General features: G+C 72.7%; 15 protein-coding genes. 8 read left to right on the top strand and 7 right to left on the bottom strand.

Annotated features, from left to right (window positions below; translation table 11 throughout):
- Positions 1-32 precede the first annotated feature (32 nt).
- On the bottom strand, positions 33-854 hold the full coding sequence (locus E0F75_RS37960; RefSeq protein ID WP_229315572.1) for a M15 family metallopeptidase: 822 nt from the start codon (positions 852-854) through the stop codon (positions 33-35).
- On the opposite strand from E0F75_RS37960, the gene E0F75_RS37955 reads away from it, so the two are divergent.
- From E0F75_RS37955 to E0F75_RS37940, 4 genes are all read left to right on the top strand, one after another.
- Positions 853-1413 carry an NUDIX domain-containing protein gene (locus E0F75_RS37955; protein WP_229315571.1) on the top strand — a complete coding sequence of 187 codons (561 nt, stop codon included), beginning with the start codon at positions 853-855 and terminating at the stop codon, positions 1411-1413. The two genes, E0F75_RS37960 and E0F75_RS37955, sit on opposite strands and share 2 nt — an antisense overlap.
- 87 nt (positions 1414-1500) lie before the next feature.
- Complete coding sequence (locus E0F75_RS37950; protein WP_229315570.1) at positions 1501-1830, top strand: hypothetical protein; 330 nt, start codon at positions 1501-1503, stop codon at positions 1828-1830.
- A 70-nt stretch (positions 1831-1900) separates the two neighbouring features.
- Entirely contained in the window at positions 1901-2668 is a 768-nt protein-coding gene (locus E0F75_RS37945; protein ID WP_229315569.1) for an AAA family ATPase, read from the top strand.
- A gap of 6 nt (positions 2669-2674) precedes the next feature.
- Positions 2675-4708, top strand: a complete 2034-nt coding sequence (locus E0F75_RS37940) for a hypothetical protein (RefSeq protein WP_229315568.1) — start codon at positions 2675-2677, stop codon at positions 4706-4708.
- 115 nt (positions 4709-4823) lie between these two features.
- Here the strand turns inward: E0F75_RS37940 and E0F75_RS37935 are convergent, their stop codons facing one another.
- Positions 4824-7238 (bottom strand): TIM-barrel domain-containing protein, encoded by a 2415-nt coding sequence (locus E0F75_RS37935; RefSeq protein ID WP_229315567.1) that lies wholly within the window; start codon positions 7236-7238, stop codon positions 4824-4826.
- Between the two features lie 215 nt (positions 7239-7453).
- Here E0F75_RS37935 and E0F75_RS37930 point away from each other — a divergent pair, with 215 nt between their 5' ends.
- Entirely contained in the window at positions 7454-9424 is a 1971-nt protein-coding gene (locus tag E0F75_RS37930; protein ID WP_229315566.1) for an acetoacetate--CoA ligase, read from the top strand.
- Between the two features lie 90 nt (positions 9425-9514).
- Here E0F75_RS37930 and E0F75_RS37925 read toward each other — a convergent pair whose 3' ends face one another.
- Together E0F75_RS37925 and E0F75_RS37920 are read right to left on the bottom strand one after the other, a co-directional pair.
- Positions 9515-10618 carry a CU044_5270 family protein gene (locus tag E0F75_RS37925; protein ID WP_229315565.1) on the bottom strand — a complete coding sequence of 368 codons (1104 nt, stop codon included), beginning with the start codon at positions 10616-10618 and terminating at the stop codon, positions 9515-9517.
- Positions 10615-11451 carry an RNA polymerase sigma factor gene (locus E0F75_RS37920; RefSeq protein WP_229315564.1) on the bottom strand — a complete coding sequence of 279 codons (837 nt, stop codon included), beginning with the start codon at positions 11449-11451 and terminating at the stop codon, positions 10615-10617. The genes E0F75_RS37925 and E0F75_RS37920 overlap by 4 nt, the downstream gene beginning before the upstream one ends.
- A gap of 143 nt (positions 11452-11594) precedes the next feature.
- Here E0F75_RS37920 and E0F75_RS37915 point away from each other — a divergent pair, with 143 nt between their 5' ends.
- Entirely contained in the window at positions 11595-13208 is a 1614-nt protein-coding gene (locus E0F75_RS37915; protein ID WP_229315563.1) for a serine protease, read from the top strand.
- 113 nt (positions 13209-13321) lie between these two features.
- On the opposite strand, the gene E0F75_RS37910 is transcribed toward E0F75_RS37915, so the two are convergent.
- Positions 13322-14641: an aminotransferase class I/II-fold pyridoxal phosphate-dependent enzyme gene (locus E0F75_RS37910; protein WP_229315562.1), complete on the bottom strand. Its 1320-nt coding sequence runs from the start codon at positions 14639-14641 to the stop codon at positions 13322-13324.
- 46 nt (positions 14642-14687) lie between these two features.
- On the opposite strand from E0F75_RS37910, the gene E0F75_RS37905 reads away from it, so the two are divergent.
- Positions 14688-15974 carry an MFS transporter gene (locus E0F75_RS37905; RefSeq protein WP_308189649.1) on the top strand — a complete coding sequence of 429 codons (1287 nt, stop codon included), beginning with the start codon at positions 14688-14690 and terminating at the stop codon, positions 15972-15974.
- A 24-nt stretch (positions 15975-15998) separates the two neighbouring features.
- Complete coding sequence (locus E0F75_RS37900) at positions 15999-16898, top strand: hypothetical protein (protein ID WP_229315561.1); 900 nt, start codon at positions 15999-16001, stop codon at positions 16896-16898.
- A 71-nt stretch (positions 16899-16969) separates the two neighbouring features.
- Here E0F75_RS37900 and ptsP read toward each other — a convergent pair whose 3' ends face one another.
- On the bottom strand, positions 16970-18640 hold the full coding sequence (ptsP, locus tag E0F75_RS37895) for a phosphoenolpyruvate--protein phosphotransferase (protein WP_229315560.1): 1671 nt from the start codon (positions 18638-18640) through the stop codon (positions 16970-16972).
- A gap of 80 nt (positions 18641-18720) precedes the next feature.
- The gene (locus E0F75_RS37890; RefSeq protein ID WP_229315559.1) at positions 18721-19170 is read right to left on the bottom strand and encodes a PTS glucose transporter subunit IIA; all 450 of its coding nucleotides are present in this window, start codon (positions 19168-19170) and stop codon (positions 18721-18723) included.
- Positions 19171-19667 lie beyond the last annotated feature (497 nt).

Here is a 19667-nt window from a genome sequence, read left to right as displayed (position 1 = left end):
AGTGTGGCACGGGAGCCCCGCGGGCGAAAGCTTCAGTGACCGGCCACCGACCTCCGCGCCACCGGGAAGTCGAAGAACGTGCTGGGGAACGGCTCCGGCTTGAAGGTGAAGTGCCACCACTCCTCCGGCAGGTTCACGAAGCCCTGCTCGACGAGCGTGCTCTTGAGCAGCTGCCGATGGGCTCGCTGCCCACCCTGGATCCGGGGATCCTCGGTGTGCGAGAGCGTGTCGAAGCAGTCGTACCCGGTCCCCATGTCCACGGAGTTGTCCGGGAACCGCTCCGCGCGCGGCGCGTAACACTCCGTCAACGTCTCTCCCGGTACGTACGCGCGCGTGGGCACCGCCGGCAGCCGGACGATCGTCAGATCCACCGTCGAGCCCCGGCTGTGCCCGGACTTCTCCGCGATGTAACCGTCCGCGAACAGCCTCGACTTGTCGACGAGCGGATAGAACTCCCCCTTCATCCGCTCGTCCGCCAGGTCCTTCGCCCAGCGCACGAAGTGGTCGACGGCCCGCTGCGGCCGGTAGCAGTCGTACACCTTGAGCGTGTAGCCGCGGGCGAGGAGACGCACCTGCGCGCGGTGCAGGGCCTCGGCCGCCGGCCGGGTCAGGATGCACAGTGGCTGCCGGTAGCCGTCCACCGGCTCGCCCACGAAGTTGTGTGCCGTCGTGTAGCGCATCTCCTGAATGATCGTCCGGTCCACCGAGCCGAGAGCCACGAACTCCCGTGGCGCCTTCGGCTCCGGCGCGGCGGACGCCGGGGGAGCGGGGGCGGCGACGGCGCCCGTGACGGCGAGCAGTCCGGCCGCGGCCGCGGCGGCGAGGGTACGGAAGGCGGAAGCAAGTCCTGTCATGCGCACCGTCTATCAGTTCCGGCAGCGCCGGGAAAGGGTGATCGCATACGGTCGGCCCGTGAAGGACTCCCACTGCACGTTCTGCGGCGCCGCCCACCCGGCCGAGGCCGGCTGGCCGCGCACCTGCCCCGCCTGCGGCAACACCGCCTACCGCAACCCGCTGCCCGTCGCCGTCGCCCTGCTCCCCGTCACGGACGGAACGGACACGGGCCTCGTCGTCATCACCCGCACCATCGAACCCGCGCGCGGCGAGGTCGCCCTGCCCGGCGGCTTCATCGACCACGGCGAGGACTGGCGCGCCGCCGTGGCCCGCGAACTGCGGGAGGAGACCGGGATCGTGGCCTCCGCCGAGGAGGTGCGCCTCGCCGACGCGCTGAGCTCGTCGGCGGGCCACCTCCTCCTCTTCGGCCTCCTCCCGCCCCGCCCGGCGGCGGCGCTCCCACCCTCGGTCCCGACGGACGAGACGAGCGGCCACCACGTGCTCCACGCACCCGAGGAACTGGCCTTCCCGCTCCACACGGAGGCGGTACGGAAGTGGTTCGCCGGCGCCTACGGGTGAATTCGACTGAGGTGTCCCGCAGCCGAGTTGTGGGGATGCTCGTCGTGCCGACGCCACGGGAGACGCCGGCAGACGGGAGAGCGCCTCATGAATGTCGGATGGCCGGAGGCCGTGATCGCCATTGCCACGGCGGTGGCGATCGTCACGATCTTCTTCCTGCTCCGCCGCCGGCTCCGCAAGGCCTCCGTGCGCATGCCCGGCGTGCACGCGGGCTTCGAGGCCGGCGAGGAGCAGCGTCCCCTGACCGACCAGGAGCTGCAGGCCCACGACTCCCTGCTGAAGGACTCCGAGTTCACCATCCGGAAGGGCGCGCGGACGGCCTTCTTCCGTTCCAAGGTGAAGAACTCGACCGTGCGTGTCACGGACTCCTCCGACCCGGAGGAGACGAGCGACGGCCCCGGCCCGGCCGTCGGCTGAGGCCGGCCCACGGCACACCGGCGACATCGGGCACGACGACGAGACCGCATCGGGAACGGGGAACCACTGGGTGTCGAGGCCAGAACACGTCCACGTGGACCGCGCGGAGCAGCTGGCGGACGCGGCGTCCGTCGCCGCCGGGACCAGAGACCGCCAGGCCCTCTTCTTCGAGGGACCGGCGGAGATCGGCAAGACCTCGCTGCTCCTGGAGATCCACCGTCGGCACGTGCCCGCGGGTGTCTACCTCGTCGACCTGGAACGCGTGGTCGAGAAGACCGACATCCTGAGCGAACTGGCCCGGCAGGCGCGGCGCCAGGACGTCCCCGTCGACGGCTACCAGACGGTGCGCGCCCGGTTCGCCCAGGCCGGCTCCCTGAGCGTGAACGACATGCGGGCGCGGAACTCCTCCATCAACATGGTCGTCAATGTGTTCAAGGACCGGAAGCTCCAGCTGGAGGCCATGAGCGACGCACTGCTGGACACCCTGACCGGGCCCTCGCGCCGCCCCGTGATCTGCCTGGACGGCTTCGAGCACTGCGAGGCGCCGATGCGTGAGTGGCTCGGCACCCACCTGCTGCCGGACCTGCTCAGCAGACGGGGCATCAGTGTGTTCGTGGCGGGACGCCATGTGCCCAGACTGGCCCAGCCGCACGCCTCCGTGGTGCGCACCATGGCCCTGCCGCCCTTCGACGTCGACACCGTCGAGGAGTGGATCACCACTCTCGGCTTCGACAGCCTCAAGGGACAGGGCACGAAGATCCACACGAATCACGGGGGCGTCCCCGGTCTGCTGCGTGAGTTCTTCGACCTCCATGTCGAACCGTCCGGGACCAGGTGAGGCCGAGTGAACCACGACCCCGCGATCCGCGCCCTGGAGCTTCTCGACCGGCTCCCCGGCGCCGAGCGGCGCCTGATCGAGGCCCTGTCCGTGCACGACGTCCTCGACCGGCAGATCATCGGCTACACCGCACGGGCCCTTGCCCTCGACATCGGGGCCGAGCAGGTCGCCGCCCATCCCTTCGTCCGACCGGACGCTCTCTCGGGCGTGCGCGCCGACGACGAGGAGCGGTACGTCCTCCAGAGGGGCTTCCGGACGGCCCTGATCGACCGGCTCCGTGCGCAATTCCCCGAACGCCACGACCGGGCCCACCGGCTGGCCTCCGTCTACTACCACGAGCCCCTCGAACCCCTGCGGACCGACCGGCTCGACCGGTACGTGAAGGAACTGCGCCACCTCGCCGCCGTCCGGCCGGAGGCCGCCGTCACCCGCCTCGCCTCCTTCGCCCACTCCGCCCTCCTCGGCGGACACGCCGAAGCCGCCGGCCGAGCCGCGACCGCCGTGACCCGCCTGCACCCGCCGGCTCCCGAAGCGTCCCTCGTCGCGGGCACGGTCAAGGCCGTCGCGGAGATCCTCAGCGCCCCGGACAACGCCGACCACCACACCGTCATGGCCCTGGACCGGCTCCTCTCGGAGCATCCGCTGCCCCAGGACCGCGCCGCCATGCGGATCGTCATGCTCGGCTCCGACCTGGTCGCCTACTACACCGAACGTCGCACCCCCTCGCCCTCCCTGACGGCCGCCGTCATGCCGGCGGCGGTCACCACGGTCGACCCGACGGGACTCCCCGCCGGCCGAGGGTGGGACGAGTTCCACATGGTCAGGGAGCTGCGCGAGATCTCCGCGACGATCACGACCCGCACCCATCGGCTGGCGTTCACGGAGAAGAACGTCGCCCACCACGAGGTCAGGACGAAGCTGAGCGCCGTCATCGGAGCAGATCCCCACGGAGCCCCCAGACGGCCCGTGATCGTGGACCTCGTTCCGTGGCACCACGACACGTTCCTGGACGGCCTGCACCTCAGGGATCGCAACGGCCGCCCCGTCAACATGATGACGTCGACGGACGTGAAGACCCACGTGGCGCGAGAGGTCCATCAACTGCTCACCTCCGGGGGAGAACCGGAGTCCGACAGCGGAGGAGCGCTGGTCCGCCGCCTCCACGCCCTCGCGTGGACCTCCGAGACCGACGAGATCACCGCGGTGCTCCAGCGCGCCGCCGAGAGCGGCTCCCTCGGGGACGCGGTCCGGGAGCGCATCCGCGGGCTCATCCGCTACATGCCGGTGGTGGCGCTCGTCGACACGCATCCGGGGATGTCGTCGGAGGTGACCTACGCGTACGACGAGCCGTGCGAGGTGAGGAGAACGGGCTGGGGCGCCGTCAGCGTCTCCACCCACCTCCGCCTTCCCCCGGAGGTACGGCAGAACAGACTGGACGTGGTCACCCCCGCGGGCCTGGAACTCGCCGGACCGCCCAGGACGAGAGGTGAGGCCGACATCCGGCTTCTGAGCGGCACCGACGCCCCCGGCGGCGTGCGTGAGTTCTCCCTCGACATCGCGGCGTACGCGGAACACGGCGACCGGCTCAGCACGGTCGTGGTCGACCTCCCCTTCGTCGTTCCGCGCGCCCTGTTCTCCCGCACCCTGCTCACCAGCACGGTCTGCACCCTCATCGCACTCGCCTCCGGCCTGCTGTCCTTCGTCGTGGACCCCTCGATCTGGCCGCAGATCGTGTCCCTCCTGGCGGCCGGCGGCCTCGGCGTGGACAACATCCAGAAGATCCGCCGCGCCGGCGAAGCCGAGGTCGTCGACCTGCGCACCCATGCGGAGAAACCCCTGAACCGGGTGAAGTTCGTCAGCATCGGCATGGCCCTCGGCGCGGCCCTGATGGCGAACCTCGGCAACGGCGCCGGGCAGATCCTCTCCTTCGCCGCCGCCCTGACCTGCGCCGTGCTGTCAGGCATCGTCTTCCTGAGGATGCTCCGGCGCAGGGAGCGCTGGGAGCGCGACCCCCGGGAGTCCCGCCTGCTGGAGGGCTGATCCGACCCGGGGCGAACCGAACCGGACCCAACCGAACCGGACCCAACCGAACCGGACCCAACCGAACCGGACCCAACTGAACCGGACCCAACTGAACCGGATCGAACCGAGCGGATCACACCCCCCGCACCCGCACCGGCAGCCCCGCCTCCTCCACCCCGTCGTCCGTCACCCGCTCCACGACCACCCGGCCGTCCACGAGCCGCGACTGGTACCGCTCGATCTCGGCCGTCTCCCAGCCGTCCCCCGTGTCCCGTACGACGAGCCCGCCGCCCGTCCGCCCGGCGGCGGGCGCCCACACCTCCAGGGCCGGTTCGCCGTCGTCGTCCCGCACCGCGAGCACCGCCCCCGCCCGCGCCAGGACCGGCACCCGGGAGAGCGGCGCGTCGAGCAGCACCTGCCCGGGACCCTCGTACGCCTGCCCCGTCGCCGTGTCGTACCAGCGTCCGCGCGGCAGCCGCACCGCCCGCCGGTCGGCGCCCCGGGTCAGGACCGGCGCCACGAGCAGCGCGTCGCCGAGCAGGAACGCGTCCTCGCAGTCGCGCAGCACCCGGTCCTCGGGCGTCCCCCACCACAGCGGGCGTACGTACGGCGCGCCCGTCATCCGGGCGAGCCGGGCCAGCGTCGTGAAGTACGGCCGCAGCCGCTCCCGTTCGGCCAGTGCCTCGCGCGCGTGCTCCAGGACCTCCGGACCGAACTCCCACGGTTCGCGCCGCCCCGCGTCGATCGCCGCGTGGGTGCGGAACAGCGGCAGCCATGCCCCCAGCTGGTACCAGCGCAGGAACAGCTCCGGTGTCGGAGTGCCGTCGAAACCGCCCACGTCGGGCCCCGAGTACGGCACCCCGCACAGCCCGAGTCCCAGGACCAGCGCGAGCGAGGCCCGCAGCCCCGGCCACCCGGTCGACACATCGCCCGACCAGGTGCCCCCGTACCGCTGCATCCCCGCCCAGCCGGAACGCGAGAAGAGGAAGGGCCGCTCATCGGGCCGCAGCCGGCGGAGCCCCTCGTACCCGGCCCGCGCCATCGTGAGGCCGTACACGTTGTGCGCCTCGCGGTGGTCGCCGCCCCGGCCGTCCAGGTCGTGCCGTGCCGAGCGCGGCAGCGTCGTGTCACCGAAGGGCGCGAAGGACACCGGCTCGTTCATGTCGTGCCACACCCCGGCGAAGCCCTGCCCGAGCCGCTCCTCGTACAGCTCGCCCCACCACTCCCGTACCGCCGGATCGGTGAAGTCCGGGTAGGCGCACTCGCCCGGCCACACCACCCCGTGGACCTCGTTGCCCCGCGCGTCCCGCACGAAGGCCCCCGCCGCCCGCCCGCTGTCGTAGACCGCGTTCCCCGGCTCGACCTTCACCGCCGGATCCACGATCGACACGAGCCGCACGCCCTGCTCCCGCAGCTCCTTCGCGAGCCCCGGCAGATCGGGGAAACGCTCCCGGTCGACGGTGAACACGCGGTGCCCGTCGTAGTGGTCGATGTCCAGGTGGACGGCGGACAGCGGCAGCCCCCGCTCCCGGTATCCGGCCACGATCCGCCGCACCTCGCGCTCGCTGGCGAACCCCCAGCGCGCGTGCTGCGGTCCGAGCGCCCAGTCCGGCGGCAGCGCCGGAGCTCCGGTGAGCGCCGCCCAGCCGTGGAGTACGCGCGCGGGGGTGCCGACCACCACCCAGCAGCGCAGCGGACCGCCGCCCATCCGGACCTCGCTGGTTCCCGGCCGGTCGTGCCCGGACCCCGCGCCCTCCTCACCCTCGGCGAGGGTGACCCGGCCGTCCCAGGAGTTGTCGTGGAAGGCCAGATGCGTCCCCGCGTCCGAGACGACGAACTGCACGGGCATGGTGAGGTAGAGCGGATCGTCCCCGGGGCCGAAGCTCCCCTTGGGGTCCGTGTTCCAGAGGCGGTACGAGCCGTCCCGCAGCCGCGGCCCCGCCGACCGGCCGCCAAGCCCGAAGAACCGCGCGTCCGCCGGCACCTCACTGCGCTGCACCCAGCGCGCCGACCCACCGGAGGAAGCCGCGCCGGCCGCCGGCCGGGCACCTGGAGCCGGCTTCGCACCCGGAGAAACGGCCTGCGCCACCGGCTCCCACCAGCGCGGCGGCAGGTCCCGGCGCAGCATCACCCCGCCCGGCGTCCGGATCTCCACCGCCCCGTGCCGGGACACCGCCACCGTCACCCGCTCCGACACGATCCGCCAGCCGCCGTCCGTGTCGGGCTCCAGAGAAGCCCGCAGGTCCGGCTCCGGCGCCTCACCGGCCAGGGCGTACGAGGGAAGCGGCTCGGCCCCGTCCCACCCCCAGAACACGGTGCCGCCCGACGACACGCAGATCCGCAACGAGGACCGCGCGAACCGGATGGTCCCTCCACCGGGCGCGGCCGCCGCGCCCGCCACCGGCCCCGGTACCCGGGCCCGCTCCGCCCCCCTCGGCGGCAGCCCCCACGCGTCCGTACGACGCTGCCGCCACGCCGCCCGCACCGTCTGCAGTCCCCGCACCGAGCCGAACACCTTCATCGAACGCACCAGTTCACGACCGTCCATGCAGCTCAGCCTGCCACTCACCCGGGGCGGAACAGGCTCCGTTCAACTGGCGTTCACCCGTGGTGGGAGCACATATTCAACTGCCCGACCATGGGCGGGCAGACCTGGTGCGAAAGACGATCACATGGCATCGTCCTGTCAGCCGCGTCACGCGCACACCCCAGCACGTGCGCGGGACACACGCCGACCCCGCGTATAGCCAGGGAGCCGCCCCAATGACATCAGCGCAGACCGAGCCGCTCTGGCAGCCGGACGAGGAACGCATCGCCACGGCCGCCGTGACCCGCTTCCAGACGTGGGCCGCCGAACACCACGGCGCCCCGGCCGAGGGCGGATACCCGGCGCTCCACCGCTGGTCCGTCGACGAGCTCGAAGCCTTCTGGCAGGCGGTCGTCGAGTGGTTCGACATCCGCTTCTCCACCCCGTACGAGCGCGTCCTCGGCGACCGCTCGATGCCCGGCGCCGACTGGTTCCCCGGAGCCACCCTCAACTACGCCGAGCACGCCCTGCGCGCCGCCGACGAGCGCCCCCATGACACGGCCCTGCTCCATGTGGACGAAACACATGAGCCCATGCCGGTCACCTGGGCCGAGCTGCGCCGCCAGGTCGGCTCCCTCGCCGCCGAACTCCGCGCCCTCGGCGTACGGCCCGGAGACCGGGTCAGCGGTTACCTGCCCAACGTCCCGCAGTCCGTCGTGGCCCTCCTCGCTACGGCCGCGGTCGGCGGTGTGTGGACCTCCTGCGCCCCCGACTTCGGTGCCCGCAGCGTCCTCGACCGCTTCCAGCAGGTCGAGCCCGTCGTCCTCTTCACCGTCGACGGCTACCGCTACGGCGGCAAGGAGCACGACCGCCGCGACACCGTCGCCGAACTGCGCGCCGAGCTCCCGACCCTCCGGGCCGTCGTCCACATCCCGCTGCTCGGCACCCCGGCCCCCGAGGGCACCCTCGCCTGGGGCGACCTCGTCGCCGGCGACGTCGAGCCGGTCTACGAGCAGGTCCCGTTCTCGCACCCGCTGTGGGTCCTGTACTCCTCCGGCACCACCGGCCTGCCGAAGGCGATCGTCCAGTCCCAGGGCGGCATCCTCGTCGAGCACGTCAAGCAGCTGGGCCTGCACTGCGACCTGGGCCCCGAGGACGTGTTCTTCTGGTACACCTCCACCGGCTGGATGATGTGGAACTTCCTCGTCTCCGGCCTGCTCACCGGAACGACCGTCGTCCTGTACGACGGCAGCCCCGGCTACCCCGACACCGCCGCCCAGTGGCGCATCGCCGAGCGCACCCGCGCCACCCTGTACGGCACCTCAGCCGCGTACGTGATGGCCTGCGCGAAGGCGGACGTGCACCCCGGCCGCGACTTCGACCTCTCGTCGGTGAAGTGCGTCGCCACCACCGGCTCCCCGCTGCCGCCCGACGGCTTCCGCTGGCTCCACGACGAGGTCCGCGAGAACCTGTGGATCGCCTCCGTCAGCGGCGGCACCGACGTGTGCTCCTGCTTCGCGGGCGCCGTCCCCACCCTCCCGGTCCACATCGGCGAACTGCAGGCGGCCGGCCTCGGCACCGACCTCCAGGCCTGGGACCCCTCAGGCAAGCCCCTGATCGGCGAGGTCGGCGAACTCGTCGTCACCAACCCGATGCCGTCCATGCCGATCCACTTCTGGAACGACCCCGACGGCAGCCGCTACCGCGACAGCTACTTCGAGATGTTCCCCGGCGTCTGGCGCCACGGAGACTGGATCACGATCACCGACCACGGCTCGGTCGTCATCCACGGCCGCTCCGACTCCACCCTGAACCGCCAGGGCGTCCGGATGGGGAGCGCCGATATCTATGAGGCCGTCGAACGCCTTCCGGAGATCCGCGAATCCCTCGTGATCGGCCTGGAGGAGCCGGACGGCGGCTACTGGATGCCGCTCTTCGTCCACCTCGTCGAGGGCGCCACCCTCGACGACGATCTGATCGCCCGCATCAAGCGGACGATCCGCACGGAGCTCTCCCCGCGCCACGTCCCCGACGAGATCATCGAGGTCCCGGGCGTCCCGCACACCCTCACGGGCAAGCGCATCGAGGTCCCGGTCAAGCGCCTCCTCCAGGGCACCCCCCTGGCCAAGGCCGTCAACGCCGGCTCGGTCGACGACCTCGGCCTCCTGCACTTCTACGAGACCCTGGCGGCCGACCGCCGCCGCTGAGCGCACGGCAGGGCCCGCCGATCCGACCGGATCAGCGGGCCCTGCCGTTTCCGGTCAGCCCTTCGGCTCAGCTCGGCCCACGCCGTCGGTTCAGCCCTTCGGCAGCACGCCGGCCGCCGGGGCGGACGCCTTGGCGAGTACCGCCGACACCCCGAGGACCGTCCCGGCCCGGCCCGCCGAGGTGGTCTCGGTGAGGACGGTGCGCTCACCGAGGAACGCCGACGTCGTCCGGTCGAAGATCCACTGCGTCTGCTCGCCGTGGGCGGTACGGGCCACGGCGACGCCCTCACGACCGGCCGCGTCCTTCGCGGACGGCAGGAGGGTCACCCCGGGGATCCGCGCCGCCGCCCCGTACAGCGCGGCGGTGACCTTCGGCGGGGCCCAGGTCTCGGCGAGCAGGGTCCCGATCGCGGTGAACGCCCGCTGATCGGCGTCGCCCTCGCCCGCGCGCGTCTGCTCCCGGATCAGGCGCAGCAGCGCGTCCGGATCCGTGGGCAGTGTCGCCACGTACGTGTGGGTCGGGTTCGTGACAGAGGGCGCCGCCGCCGCGAGGGTGGTCTTCCGGGGTGTGGCCCCGGGACCGTCCAACTCGTACACGGGCAGCTCGGCGCCGAGTTCCGTGTCGGCGGCACCGGGCTCGCGCAAAAGCCCCGGGCGGCTGCCGTCGACGGAGAGCCACACCTCGCGCCGGTGCGCGGGCGGCAGCGTGGCCGGACCGCCGGCCGCGTCGCGCCCCGCGTGGGCGACGAGGCTCTTGACGTAGACGTACCCGCCGGGCCGGGCGTCCGGCGCGGGAGCGGCGGCCGCGGCCAGCGCGGCACCGGACAGGATGCGCACGGCCTCCGGGGCTGCGGGCTGCCCGGCCGAGACACGGCCCGGAGACCCGGTGGGTCCCTCCTGCGGCGCGAGCACGACGGCACCGGCCACGACCGCGCAGGCGACGACGGGCGCGGCGATCCAGCCGAGCCGCAGCTCGCCGCGCGACCGGCGCTCACGAGACGGGTGGGCCACGGCGCCGGCACCCGAGGCGAGGGCGGTCCGCAGGACGGTGTGCCGCAGCTCGCGGTTCCGCTCCGGCGCGAGCTCGGGCACCGGCGGCGGGGGCAGCAGCTCGGCGAGCTCGGCCCGCAGCAGCGCGTCCGCGTTCGCGTCGGCCTTGCGGTGATGCGGCGTACGGGGGGCGAAGGCGTTCATGCCTGGTTCTCCGGGATCGATCGGGGCACGAGGGCAGGACGGACGGTGGACGGCGCCGAATCGGCTCGGCTCACGGCATCGGGTGCGGCGGCCCGCCCCACGGAATGGGGGGAGGCGGTCGGGCGCACGGCATGGGGGGAGGCGGTCGGGCGCACGGCTTCGGAGCCCGCGGCCGGGCGCGTCGCCGCAGGGGCGGCGGCCGTACGGGGACGGGTGCCGGCGGTGGGCCCGGCAGCCGGCCTCACGACTCCGCCGGGCGACCGCACCGCGGCAGCCGCGGCCCGTTCCTCCCGGCGCGCCGCCCGCAGTTCGGCGTCGGCGAGTTTCCGGAGCCGTTCACGCGCCCGCGACAACCGGGACCGAACCGTCCCGACCGGAACCCCCAACGCCTCCCCGGCGGCCGCGTAGTCGAGCCCGGCCCACACGACGAGCGTGAAGACCTCCCGCTCACGCCGCCGGAGCTTGCCGAGAGCGGCGCGGGCGGCCCGTATCTGCTCCCCGTCGGTCATCCGGGCGAGGACGTCGTCGGCGAAGTCCGGCAGGACGCCCCGCTCGGGCATCCGGGCCAGCGCCGCGTCCCGCCGCCGTGCCTCGCGGGCGGACCCGCGCATGATGTTGGTCGCGATGCCGAGCAGCCAGGGGCGCAGACTGCCGCCCTCGGCGTGCACCTTGCCGCGACAGCGCCAGGCCTCAAGGAACGCGGCGGAGACGACGTCCTCGGCCGCCGCCCGGTCCCCGCACACCCGGAAGGCGTAGTGGTACAGCACGCGTGCGTGCTCGTCGTACGCCTCGCCGAGCGCGGAGGGATCCCCGGCGCGGAAACGATCTCTCATAGGTGATTCCACACAAGGCACTGGGCGACGGTTCGTCCGGGTTCCCGTGACCCCCGCCACACCGCGTACCGGCCCTGACCAAGACGTGCGCCGATGTGGCCCAGGTCACCGGAACGCCGAGCCCGCGACGCGCAGTGCTGGACATGAACGATTCCTCGACACCCAGCGGTACGTCCCGGGGCGCGACCCGCCGCACGGCCCTCCGCACCCTGGCCGTGGCCGCCGTACTCGCGAGCACCACCCTCTCCGCCCTGCCCCCGACGGCGAGCGCCTCGGCCGCGGCACCGGAGACGTACACGCTGACCATCCGTCATCTCGATCGCGCGGGCGCCTCCACCGGTGACTACCGGACGAACGTCACCGGCATCTCGGGCCCCGGCGCCGACGCCTCCGCCTCGCCCTACGACGCGTCCGGCACGGTCACCGTCCGCCTGCCCAAGGGCCGCTACCTGCTCGACTCCACCCTGACCGGCGGCGGCAAGGACAAGGCCACCGGAACCGACTGGGTCGTCCAGCCCCGTCTGGACCTCGACCACGACACGACGGTCACCGTCGACGCCCGTACGACCGAGCCCGTGGACGTCCGCCCGCAGGAGTCCGGCGCCCGCTACCTGCACAGCATGGCGTACGTCGAGGCCACCCACGCGGGCACGACCCGTTCCGCGAACATCATGATGTCGAGCGCGGACCTGCGCGTGGCCCACCTCGGCCCCGCCGCCGAGTCCGGTTCCGTCAAGGAGTGGATCGACACCTACTGGTCCGGCGCCGGCTCCGACTACGCGCTCGGCTACGTCTTCACCTCCGCGCGTGCCCTGACCGGCCTCGTCCGCCACCCCGCGGCCACCTCCCTGGCCACCGTCAAGGTCCGCGGAGCCGCCCCGCAGGGCGCGACAGGAAGCGGGTTCGTCGACATCCAGCCCAGCGCCGGCCCCACCGTCGGCCTCGCCCGGCCCCTCCAGCCGCCCGGCACCGCGACCTTCCTCGTCACCCCGGAACGCGGCCTGTGGGACGTGGGTTACGCCGGACCCGCGGCTCCCGAGACCCCGCCCAACCGCTACTCCGCCGACGGAATCGCGGTACGCGCGGGTGCCACCACCACCCACACCTTCGACAACGCCGTCTTCGGCCCGGCGCTCGACACGGCACCCGGCGCCCGCCCCGCCGGCATCCGCGACGGCGACCGGATCGCCCTCGACATCCCGCTGCTCGCCGACGGCGAGGGTCACGCCCCGACCGCCCCGCGCTTCCACGGCGCCACCACCACACTCCACCGCGACGGGGTCCTGGTCGGCACCAGGCAGGGGGACCCCGGCCGGGCCACGTTCACGACCACCCCCGGACGGTCCTCGTACCGGCTGACCGCCACGGCGACCCGCGGCGAGGGCCCGGCGACCCGCGGACGCGTCACCGCCGCCTGGACCTTCACCTCGGCCGCCGCGTCCGGCCCCGCCGCCCTGCCCCTCAGCACCGTCCGCTTCGCCCCGGCCCTCGACCTCGACGGAACCGCCCCGGCGGGGACCCCGGTGCACGTACCGGTCACCGTCCAGGGAGCGGCCGCCGAGACCGGGGTCCGTTCCCTCACCGTGTCTCTGTCGACCGACAACGGCACGACCTGGACCCGCGTCCCCGTCGCGAACGGCCAGGCGGGCTTCCGTACCCCCGGCCCCGGCGGGTCCGTCTCGCTGCGCGCCGAACTCACCGACACCCGGGGAAACACCCTCACCCAGACCCTGACGAACGCCTACCGGACGCGATGACCTGACGAGACCGCGACCGAGCGCTCCGGGAAGGGACCACCCTCCCCGGAGCGCTCACGCGTGCCCGTCGCCACAACCCCCTGGCACGGGCCCCCACGCCGTCCTTTGCGGCGTCAACCGCCGTACGTCGCCTGCGCGTCCCCCAGGACCTCCGCGAAATCCGCCGCCAGACGCGGCGCGTCGTCGGGAGCGAGCGTCGACGTGGTGATCCGCACGGCCGGCGGGGCGGCGATCCGGAACCGCGCCCCCGCGGCCACCCACCAGCCCTGCGTCCGCAGCCCGTTGACGAGCGCCGACTCGTCCCGCACCGGCACCCACACGTTCAGCCCGCTCGCCCCGACCGCCCGGATCCGATACGCCCCGAGGGCGTCGATCAGGGCCGCGCGCCGCTCCGTGTACGCCGCCTCGCCGTCGGCCACGAGCGCGCGTACCGCGCTGTCGCGGAAGAGGCCGACCACCGTCTCCTGGAGGACGTGACTGACCCATCCCGAGGTCATCAGCATCCGCCCGTCGTGCCGCCCGAGCGTGATCGCGTCGCACGCCACCCCGGCCCAGCGCAGGTCGATCCCGAGGTGCTTCGACACGGTCCGCACCTGCGCCCACCGTTCGAGCCCGGCCGCCGCCAGTGTGTGCGCCGCGGCGCCGCCGACGTCCGCGTTGTGGTCGTCCTCCACGACGAGCACCTCGGGGAAGTCCCGGAGCACCGCCACCAGTTCGTCCCGCCGCGACCGGGTGAAGAACGCCCCGGTCGGACACTGTCCCCGCGGACTGCACACCACCGCGCGCACTCCGCCCCGCAGCGCCGCCCGCAGAGACTCCGGTACGAGCCCCTCGTCGTCCACGGTCACCGGGACCATCCGCAGCCCCAACGCGGGTACCAGGTCGAGCAGATGGTGGAAGCCCGGATCCTCCACGGCCACCGCGTCACCGGGCCGCAGCTCGGTCGAGAGCAGCCGTGCGATGCAGTCGAGCGCCCCGTGCGCGAAGGTCACGTGCCGGGTCGGCACCCCGTCCCGCGCGAACCACTGCCGGGTCACCTCCTCGAGCGCCGCGAGCCGCGGCGCGGCGCGATGGGACCCGTACACCGCATTGACCGACGACGGAGGACGCAGCACGGGGAGGAAGGCCGGGTCGGGATGGCCGCCTGCCAGGTCCACCAGGCCCTGGGGGACCCGCGGCGGACGCCGGGAGGCCACCGACGGCACCTCCGCGACCACCGTCCCGCCCCGGCCCCGCGTGACGATCAGGCCGCGCTGCCGCAGGTCCTTGTAGGCCGTCGCGACCGTCCCCGGGCTCACCCCCAGCTCGTCGGCGAGTCGCCGCACGGGCGGCAGGGCGTCACCGGGGGAGAGCCCGCCCTCGGTGACACCCCACTCCACGGACGCGGCAATCCCCTTGGCCGTCGTGCCTTCGATCGAATATTGTGCTGCCACGTAATGAAGTATGTATCAATACAAAGCAGTTGGCAAGGGGGACCCATTGAGCCGCTCCACCCACTCCACCCGAACAGCCCTCAAGGACCGAATCCCCGGCGGCCGGGACGGCCGCCGCATGCTCGTCATCGGCTTCATCGACAAGTGCGGCACCGGACTCTGGTCCACGGCCATGGCCCTCTACTTCACGTTCGTCACCGGCCTCGACCTCGGCCAGGTCGGCCTCCTCATCGCCGTCTCCGGCGCCGCCGGCATCGCCGGCGCCCCCCTCGGCGGCCGGCTGGCCGACCGCTTCCCCCTCGTCCGCGTCATCATCTGCACCCAACTGCTCCGCGCCGCGGCCCTCCTCGCCCTCCTCGCCACCGACGACTACCTGCTGCTCGTCCTCTTCTCGGCCGCCGGCGCCCTCCCCGACCGCGCCACCAACGTCCTCACCAAGCTCTACGCCGCCCGGGTCGCCGGCCCCGACCGCGTCCGCTACCAGGCCATCAACCGCACCACCTCCAACATCGGCTGGACCCTGGGCGGCCTCGGCGCCGCGGCGGCCCTCGCCGTCGGCAGCACCACCGCCTTCCAGCTCCTCCTCGTCGGAGACGCCCTCTCCTACCTCGTGATGGCGGCGCTCACCCTCCGCTGCGCCGAACCCCCGGCCCCCGCCGCCTCCCGGATCGCCGCCGCGTCCACCGACGCCACCCCCACGGCCAAGCCCTCCAACCCCTGGCGCGACCGGGGCTTCCTCGGCTTCACCGCCGCGGACTCGGTCTTCTTCCTCCACGACTCGATCCTCCAGGTCGCCCTGCCGCTCTGGATCGTCCACGCCACCGACGCCCCCGTCGGCCTCGCCCCGCTCCTGATGGTCGCCAACAGCGCCCTCGTCGTGATCTTCCAGGTCCCGCTCTCGCGCTTCGGCTCCTCCACCGAAGCCGCCCGCCGCCTGCTCGCGCCCCTCGCGGTCCTCTTCACCATCGGCACGCTCGCCCTGACCGTCTCCGCCCTCGGCGGCCGGACCCTCTCCATCGCCGCCCTGATCACCGCGGCCGTCGTCCTCACCTTCGCCGAGATGATCCACACCATCGCGTCCTGGGAGATCTCCGTCGCCCTCGCCCCCGACGACGCGCAGGGCGCCTACCTCGGTGTGCACGGCCTCGCCCAGTCCACCCAGCGCTTCGTCGGTCCCCTCCTCATGACCGGCCTCGTCTCCGCCGGCCCCCTGGCCTGGCCCTTCCTGGGCGCCGCGCTCGTCGCCACCAGCGCGGCCCAGAACCGCCTCGTGCGCCGACGCCTCCCCGAACCGTCACTGTCAGTGGCGAAGGTTACGGTGAGTGAGCATTGATCGGACCGCATTCCAGGGGGAGACATGACACGGACCGGCACCACCCCAGCGAACCTCCGCCGCGCCCTGCGCCGCGAAGTCCCCAGCACCGTCGGCCTCCTCGCCGACGAGCACGACTTCACGGCCATGCGCCGGTACCGCACCTTCGCCTTCGACGACCACACCACCTACCTCCGCCAGGTCGAGGCCCTCCTCAGGACCCTCGCCACCCAGGGCGGCCACACCACCGTCACCCTCTTCGACCCCGAGGAGTACGCGGCCTACTGCGCCGAAGCCGCCCTCGACCCCGACCACCCCACCAGCCGCAGCCGCTTCACCGCCCACCTCGCCGCCACGGGCGCCCAGATCACCTACACCGGGCAGCCCCTCAGCACCCTCCTCCCCGAGCTGGTCGACACCGCCGTCCGCCACGCCACCTGGGAGTACGCCACCACCGTCCTCGCCACCGCGGGCGACTGCGCCACCTGCGGCAAGGACATCGGCAGGGCCGCCTTCGAGCGCGCCGCCCGGCTCCTCGCCCGACTCCTGGACGCCGCCGGCCCCGGCACCCACCACCTCGTCTGCAGCGTCCCGGCCGCCGACGACCAACTCCTCGCCGTCCTCCACGCCGACGGCACCACCACACCCACGGACGTCGAGGACGTCGCAGCCGCCGAGTTCACCGCCGTCCTCGCCGCGGGCATCGTCCTCGGAGCACCCGGCGGACTCGTCCTGCGCACCACCACTCCCGGCGCCCGCGACCGACTCCACGGCTGGCGCCTCACCGGCGGCACCCTCACCCCGCTCACCGAGGCCCAGGTCTTCGCCGCCTACTGCACCGACGCCCGCACCGGAGAACCCCTCTCCCCGGAACCGGGCGTCGACCACCGGGCCGGCTTCCCCCTCACCCCCGACCCCGACGACGACTGGACCACCCACCACTGACCCCGCACACGCCGAAGGGGCTCCCCGCCGCCTCGGTGACGGAAAGCCCCTTCGTCAAGCACCCCCGGGAATCACTCCCCGGACAGCACCGCCTGCGCGGCCACGCGCGCCTCGTGCGCCGTGTCCGCGGCACGCGCCGCGGCCGCGGCACGCTCGCACTGCGCCAGCGTGTACTTGGCCAGCGTCGCCCGCACATACGGAATCGAGGCAGCACCCATGGAAAGGGAGGTGACACCCAGACCCGTCAGCACACAGGCGAGCAGCGGGTCGGCGGCGGCCTCGCCACAGACACCACAGCTCTTGCCCTCGGCCTTCGCCGCCTCGGCGGACAGCGCCACCAGGTCGAGCAGCGCCGGCTGCCACGGGTCCTGGAGCCGCGACACCGCACCGACCTGACGGTCGGCCGCGAAGGTGTACTGCGCCAGGTCGTTGGTGCCGAGCGAAAGGAACTCGACCTCCTGGAGGATCGAGCGCGCCCGCAGCGCGGCCGAGGGAATCTCGACCATCGCACCGAACTTCGCCCGCAGCCCCGCCTCACGGCACGCGTCGGCGAAAGCCTTCGCGTCCGTACGGTCGGCCACCATCGGCGCCATGACCTCGAGGTACACCGGGAGCCCCTCGGCCGCCTTCGCCAGCGCGGTCAGCTGGGTCCGCAGCACATCCGGGTGCTCCAGGAGCGACCGCAGACCCCGCACACCGAGCGCCGGGTTCGGCTCGTCCGCCGGGGTCAGGAAGTCCAGCGGCTTGTCCGCACCGGCGTCGAGCACCCGCACGACCACACGGCCCTCGGGGAACGCCTCGAGCACCTTGCGGTAGGCCTCGACCTGCTTCTCCTCGGACGGAGCCTTCTCGCTGTCGTCCAGGAAGAGGAACTCCGTACGGAACAGACCGACACCCTCGGCACCGGCCTCCACCGCCGCCGGCACGTCCGCCGGACCACCGACGTTGGCCAGCAGCGGCACCTTGTGCCCGTCCGAGGTGGCGCCCGGACCGCTGGACGTCGCCAGCGCGGCCTTGCGCGCGGCGGCGGCCTTGGTCAGCTCCGCCTTCTTCTCCTCGCTCGGGTCCACGAAGATCTCTCCGGTCGAACCGTCGACCGCGATCATCGTGCCCTCGGCGAGCTCACCCGCGCCCGGCAGCGCCACAATGGCCGGCACACCCAGCGCCCGCGCGAGAATCGCGCTGTGGCTGGTCGGCCCGCCCTCCTCGGTCACGAAGCCGAGCACCAGCGTGGGATCGAGCAGCGCCGTGTCGGCGGGCGCCAGGTCCCGCGCGATCAGCACGTACGGCTCGTCACTGTCCGGCACACCCGGCATCGGAACACCGAGGAGGCGCGCCACGATCCGGTTCCGCACGTCGTCGAGGTCGGCGACCCGCCCGGCCATGTACTCACCGGCACCGGCGAGCAGCTCGCGATAGTGCGAGAAGGCGTCGTAGATACCGCGTTCGGCCGTGCTGCCCACGGCGATACGGCGGTCCACATCGGCGATGAGCTCCGGGTCCTGGGCGATCATCGCCTGGGCCTCGAGCACGTGCTGAGCCTCGCCGCCGGCCAGGTTGCCGCGCGCATTGAGGTCGGCGGCGACAGCCTCGACGGCCTGACGGGCGCGCCCCTGTTCGCGCTCCGCCTCGTCCGCCGGAATCTGCTTGGCCGGCGGTTCGAGAACCGCCGTGCCCATGTGCCGGACCTCGCCGATCGCCACACCGTGGCTGACGCCGACGCCTCGCAGCGTTGTCTCCATCTCACCCGTCTCCGATAGAGCGGCGGCACGTGCCGCCGCGTTGAATGTCGAACTCGCGGTCGTCACGGGGACGATCCGGCTCAGCTCCAGCCGAAGAGCTGGTCGCCGGCCTTCACGTCGCCGTCCTCGACGACCTGGGAGAGCGAGTCCGCAGTGGCCTCGAGGGCCACGATGGGACAGATGGGGGACTTGCCGGCGGCCTCGACCGCGGCGGGGTCCCAGCGCACGACGGCCTGTCCGCGCTGGACGGTGTCGCCCTTGTTCACGAGGAGCTCGAAGCCCTCCCCGTTGAGCTGAACGGTGTCGATGCCGAGGTGGGTCAGCACACCGTGGCCCTCACCGTCGACGACGACGAAGGCGTGCGGGTGCATGGAGACGATGACCCCGTCGATGGGGGAGACGGCCTCCGAAGGCTCACGTACGGGATCGATGGCGGTGCCGGGCCCGACCATCGCACCGGAGAAGACCGGGTCGGGAACTGCGGCGAGACCGATGGCGCGTCCGGCAAGCGGCGACGTCACGGTTGTCATGGGAAGCCTCCCAGGGGCGGAGATTGTGTGGCGCCGTCACTACCTGTCCTGGACGGCGTACTGTTCAGAAGCGTAAGTCATAAGAAGTCCTAGTTCCGCACGAGACGTACCAGTTGGGCGGAGCTAGGGACTACCGGAAACGATTTGCCTCAGCTGACGGTGGGATGTACTGTCGTACTCCTGCCTGACCCCAACGCGGCCTTGAGTCGCGGGTCGGCAGCACCTATCAAGCCAGATCCTAACCCCAGTGGTCTACACCTCTGCATGCTCGCAGGGATGTGGTCGGGGGGACCGAGAAAGCCTGGTAATGTTCAACTCCGCCGGGAACGGAAAACACGAAAGTGAATTCCTGCCCCGCAAACCCGCTCCAGCGGGTGGCAGAAACGGGAAATCGGATCTGCTAGGCTGGAAACACGAAATACCGAAGGGAAGCCCGGAGGAAAGCCCGAGAGGGTGAGTACAAAGGAAGCGTCCGTTCCTTGAGAACTCAACAGCGT

This window comes from Streptomyces sp. CB02980 (genome assembly GCF_014451325.2).
GTDB lineage: Bacteria > Actinomycetota > Actinomycetes > Streptomycetales > Streptomycetaceae > Streptomyces.
This window is presented reverse-complemented; position numbering and strand designations above follow the sequence as displayed.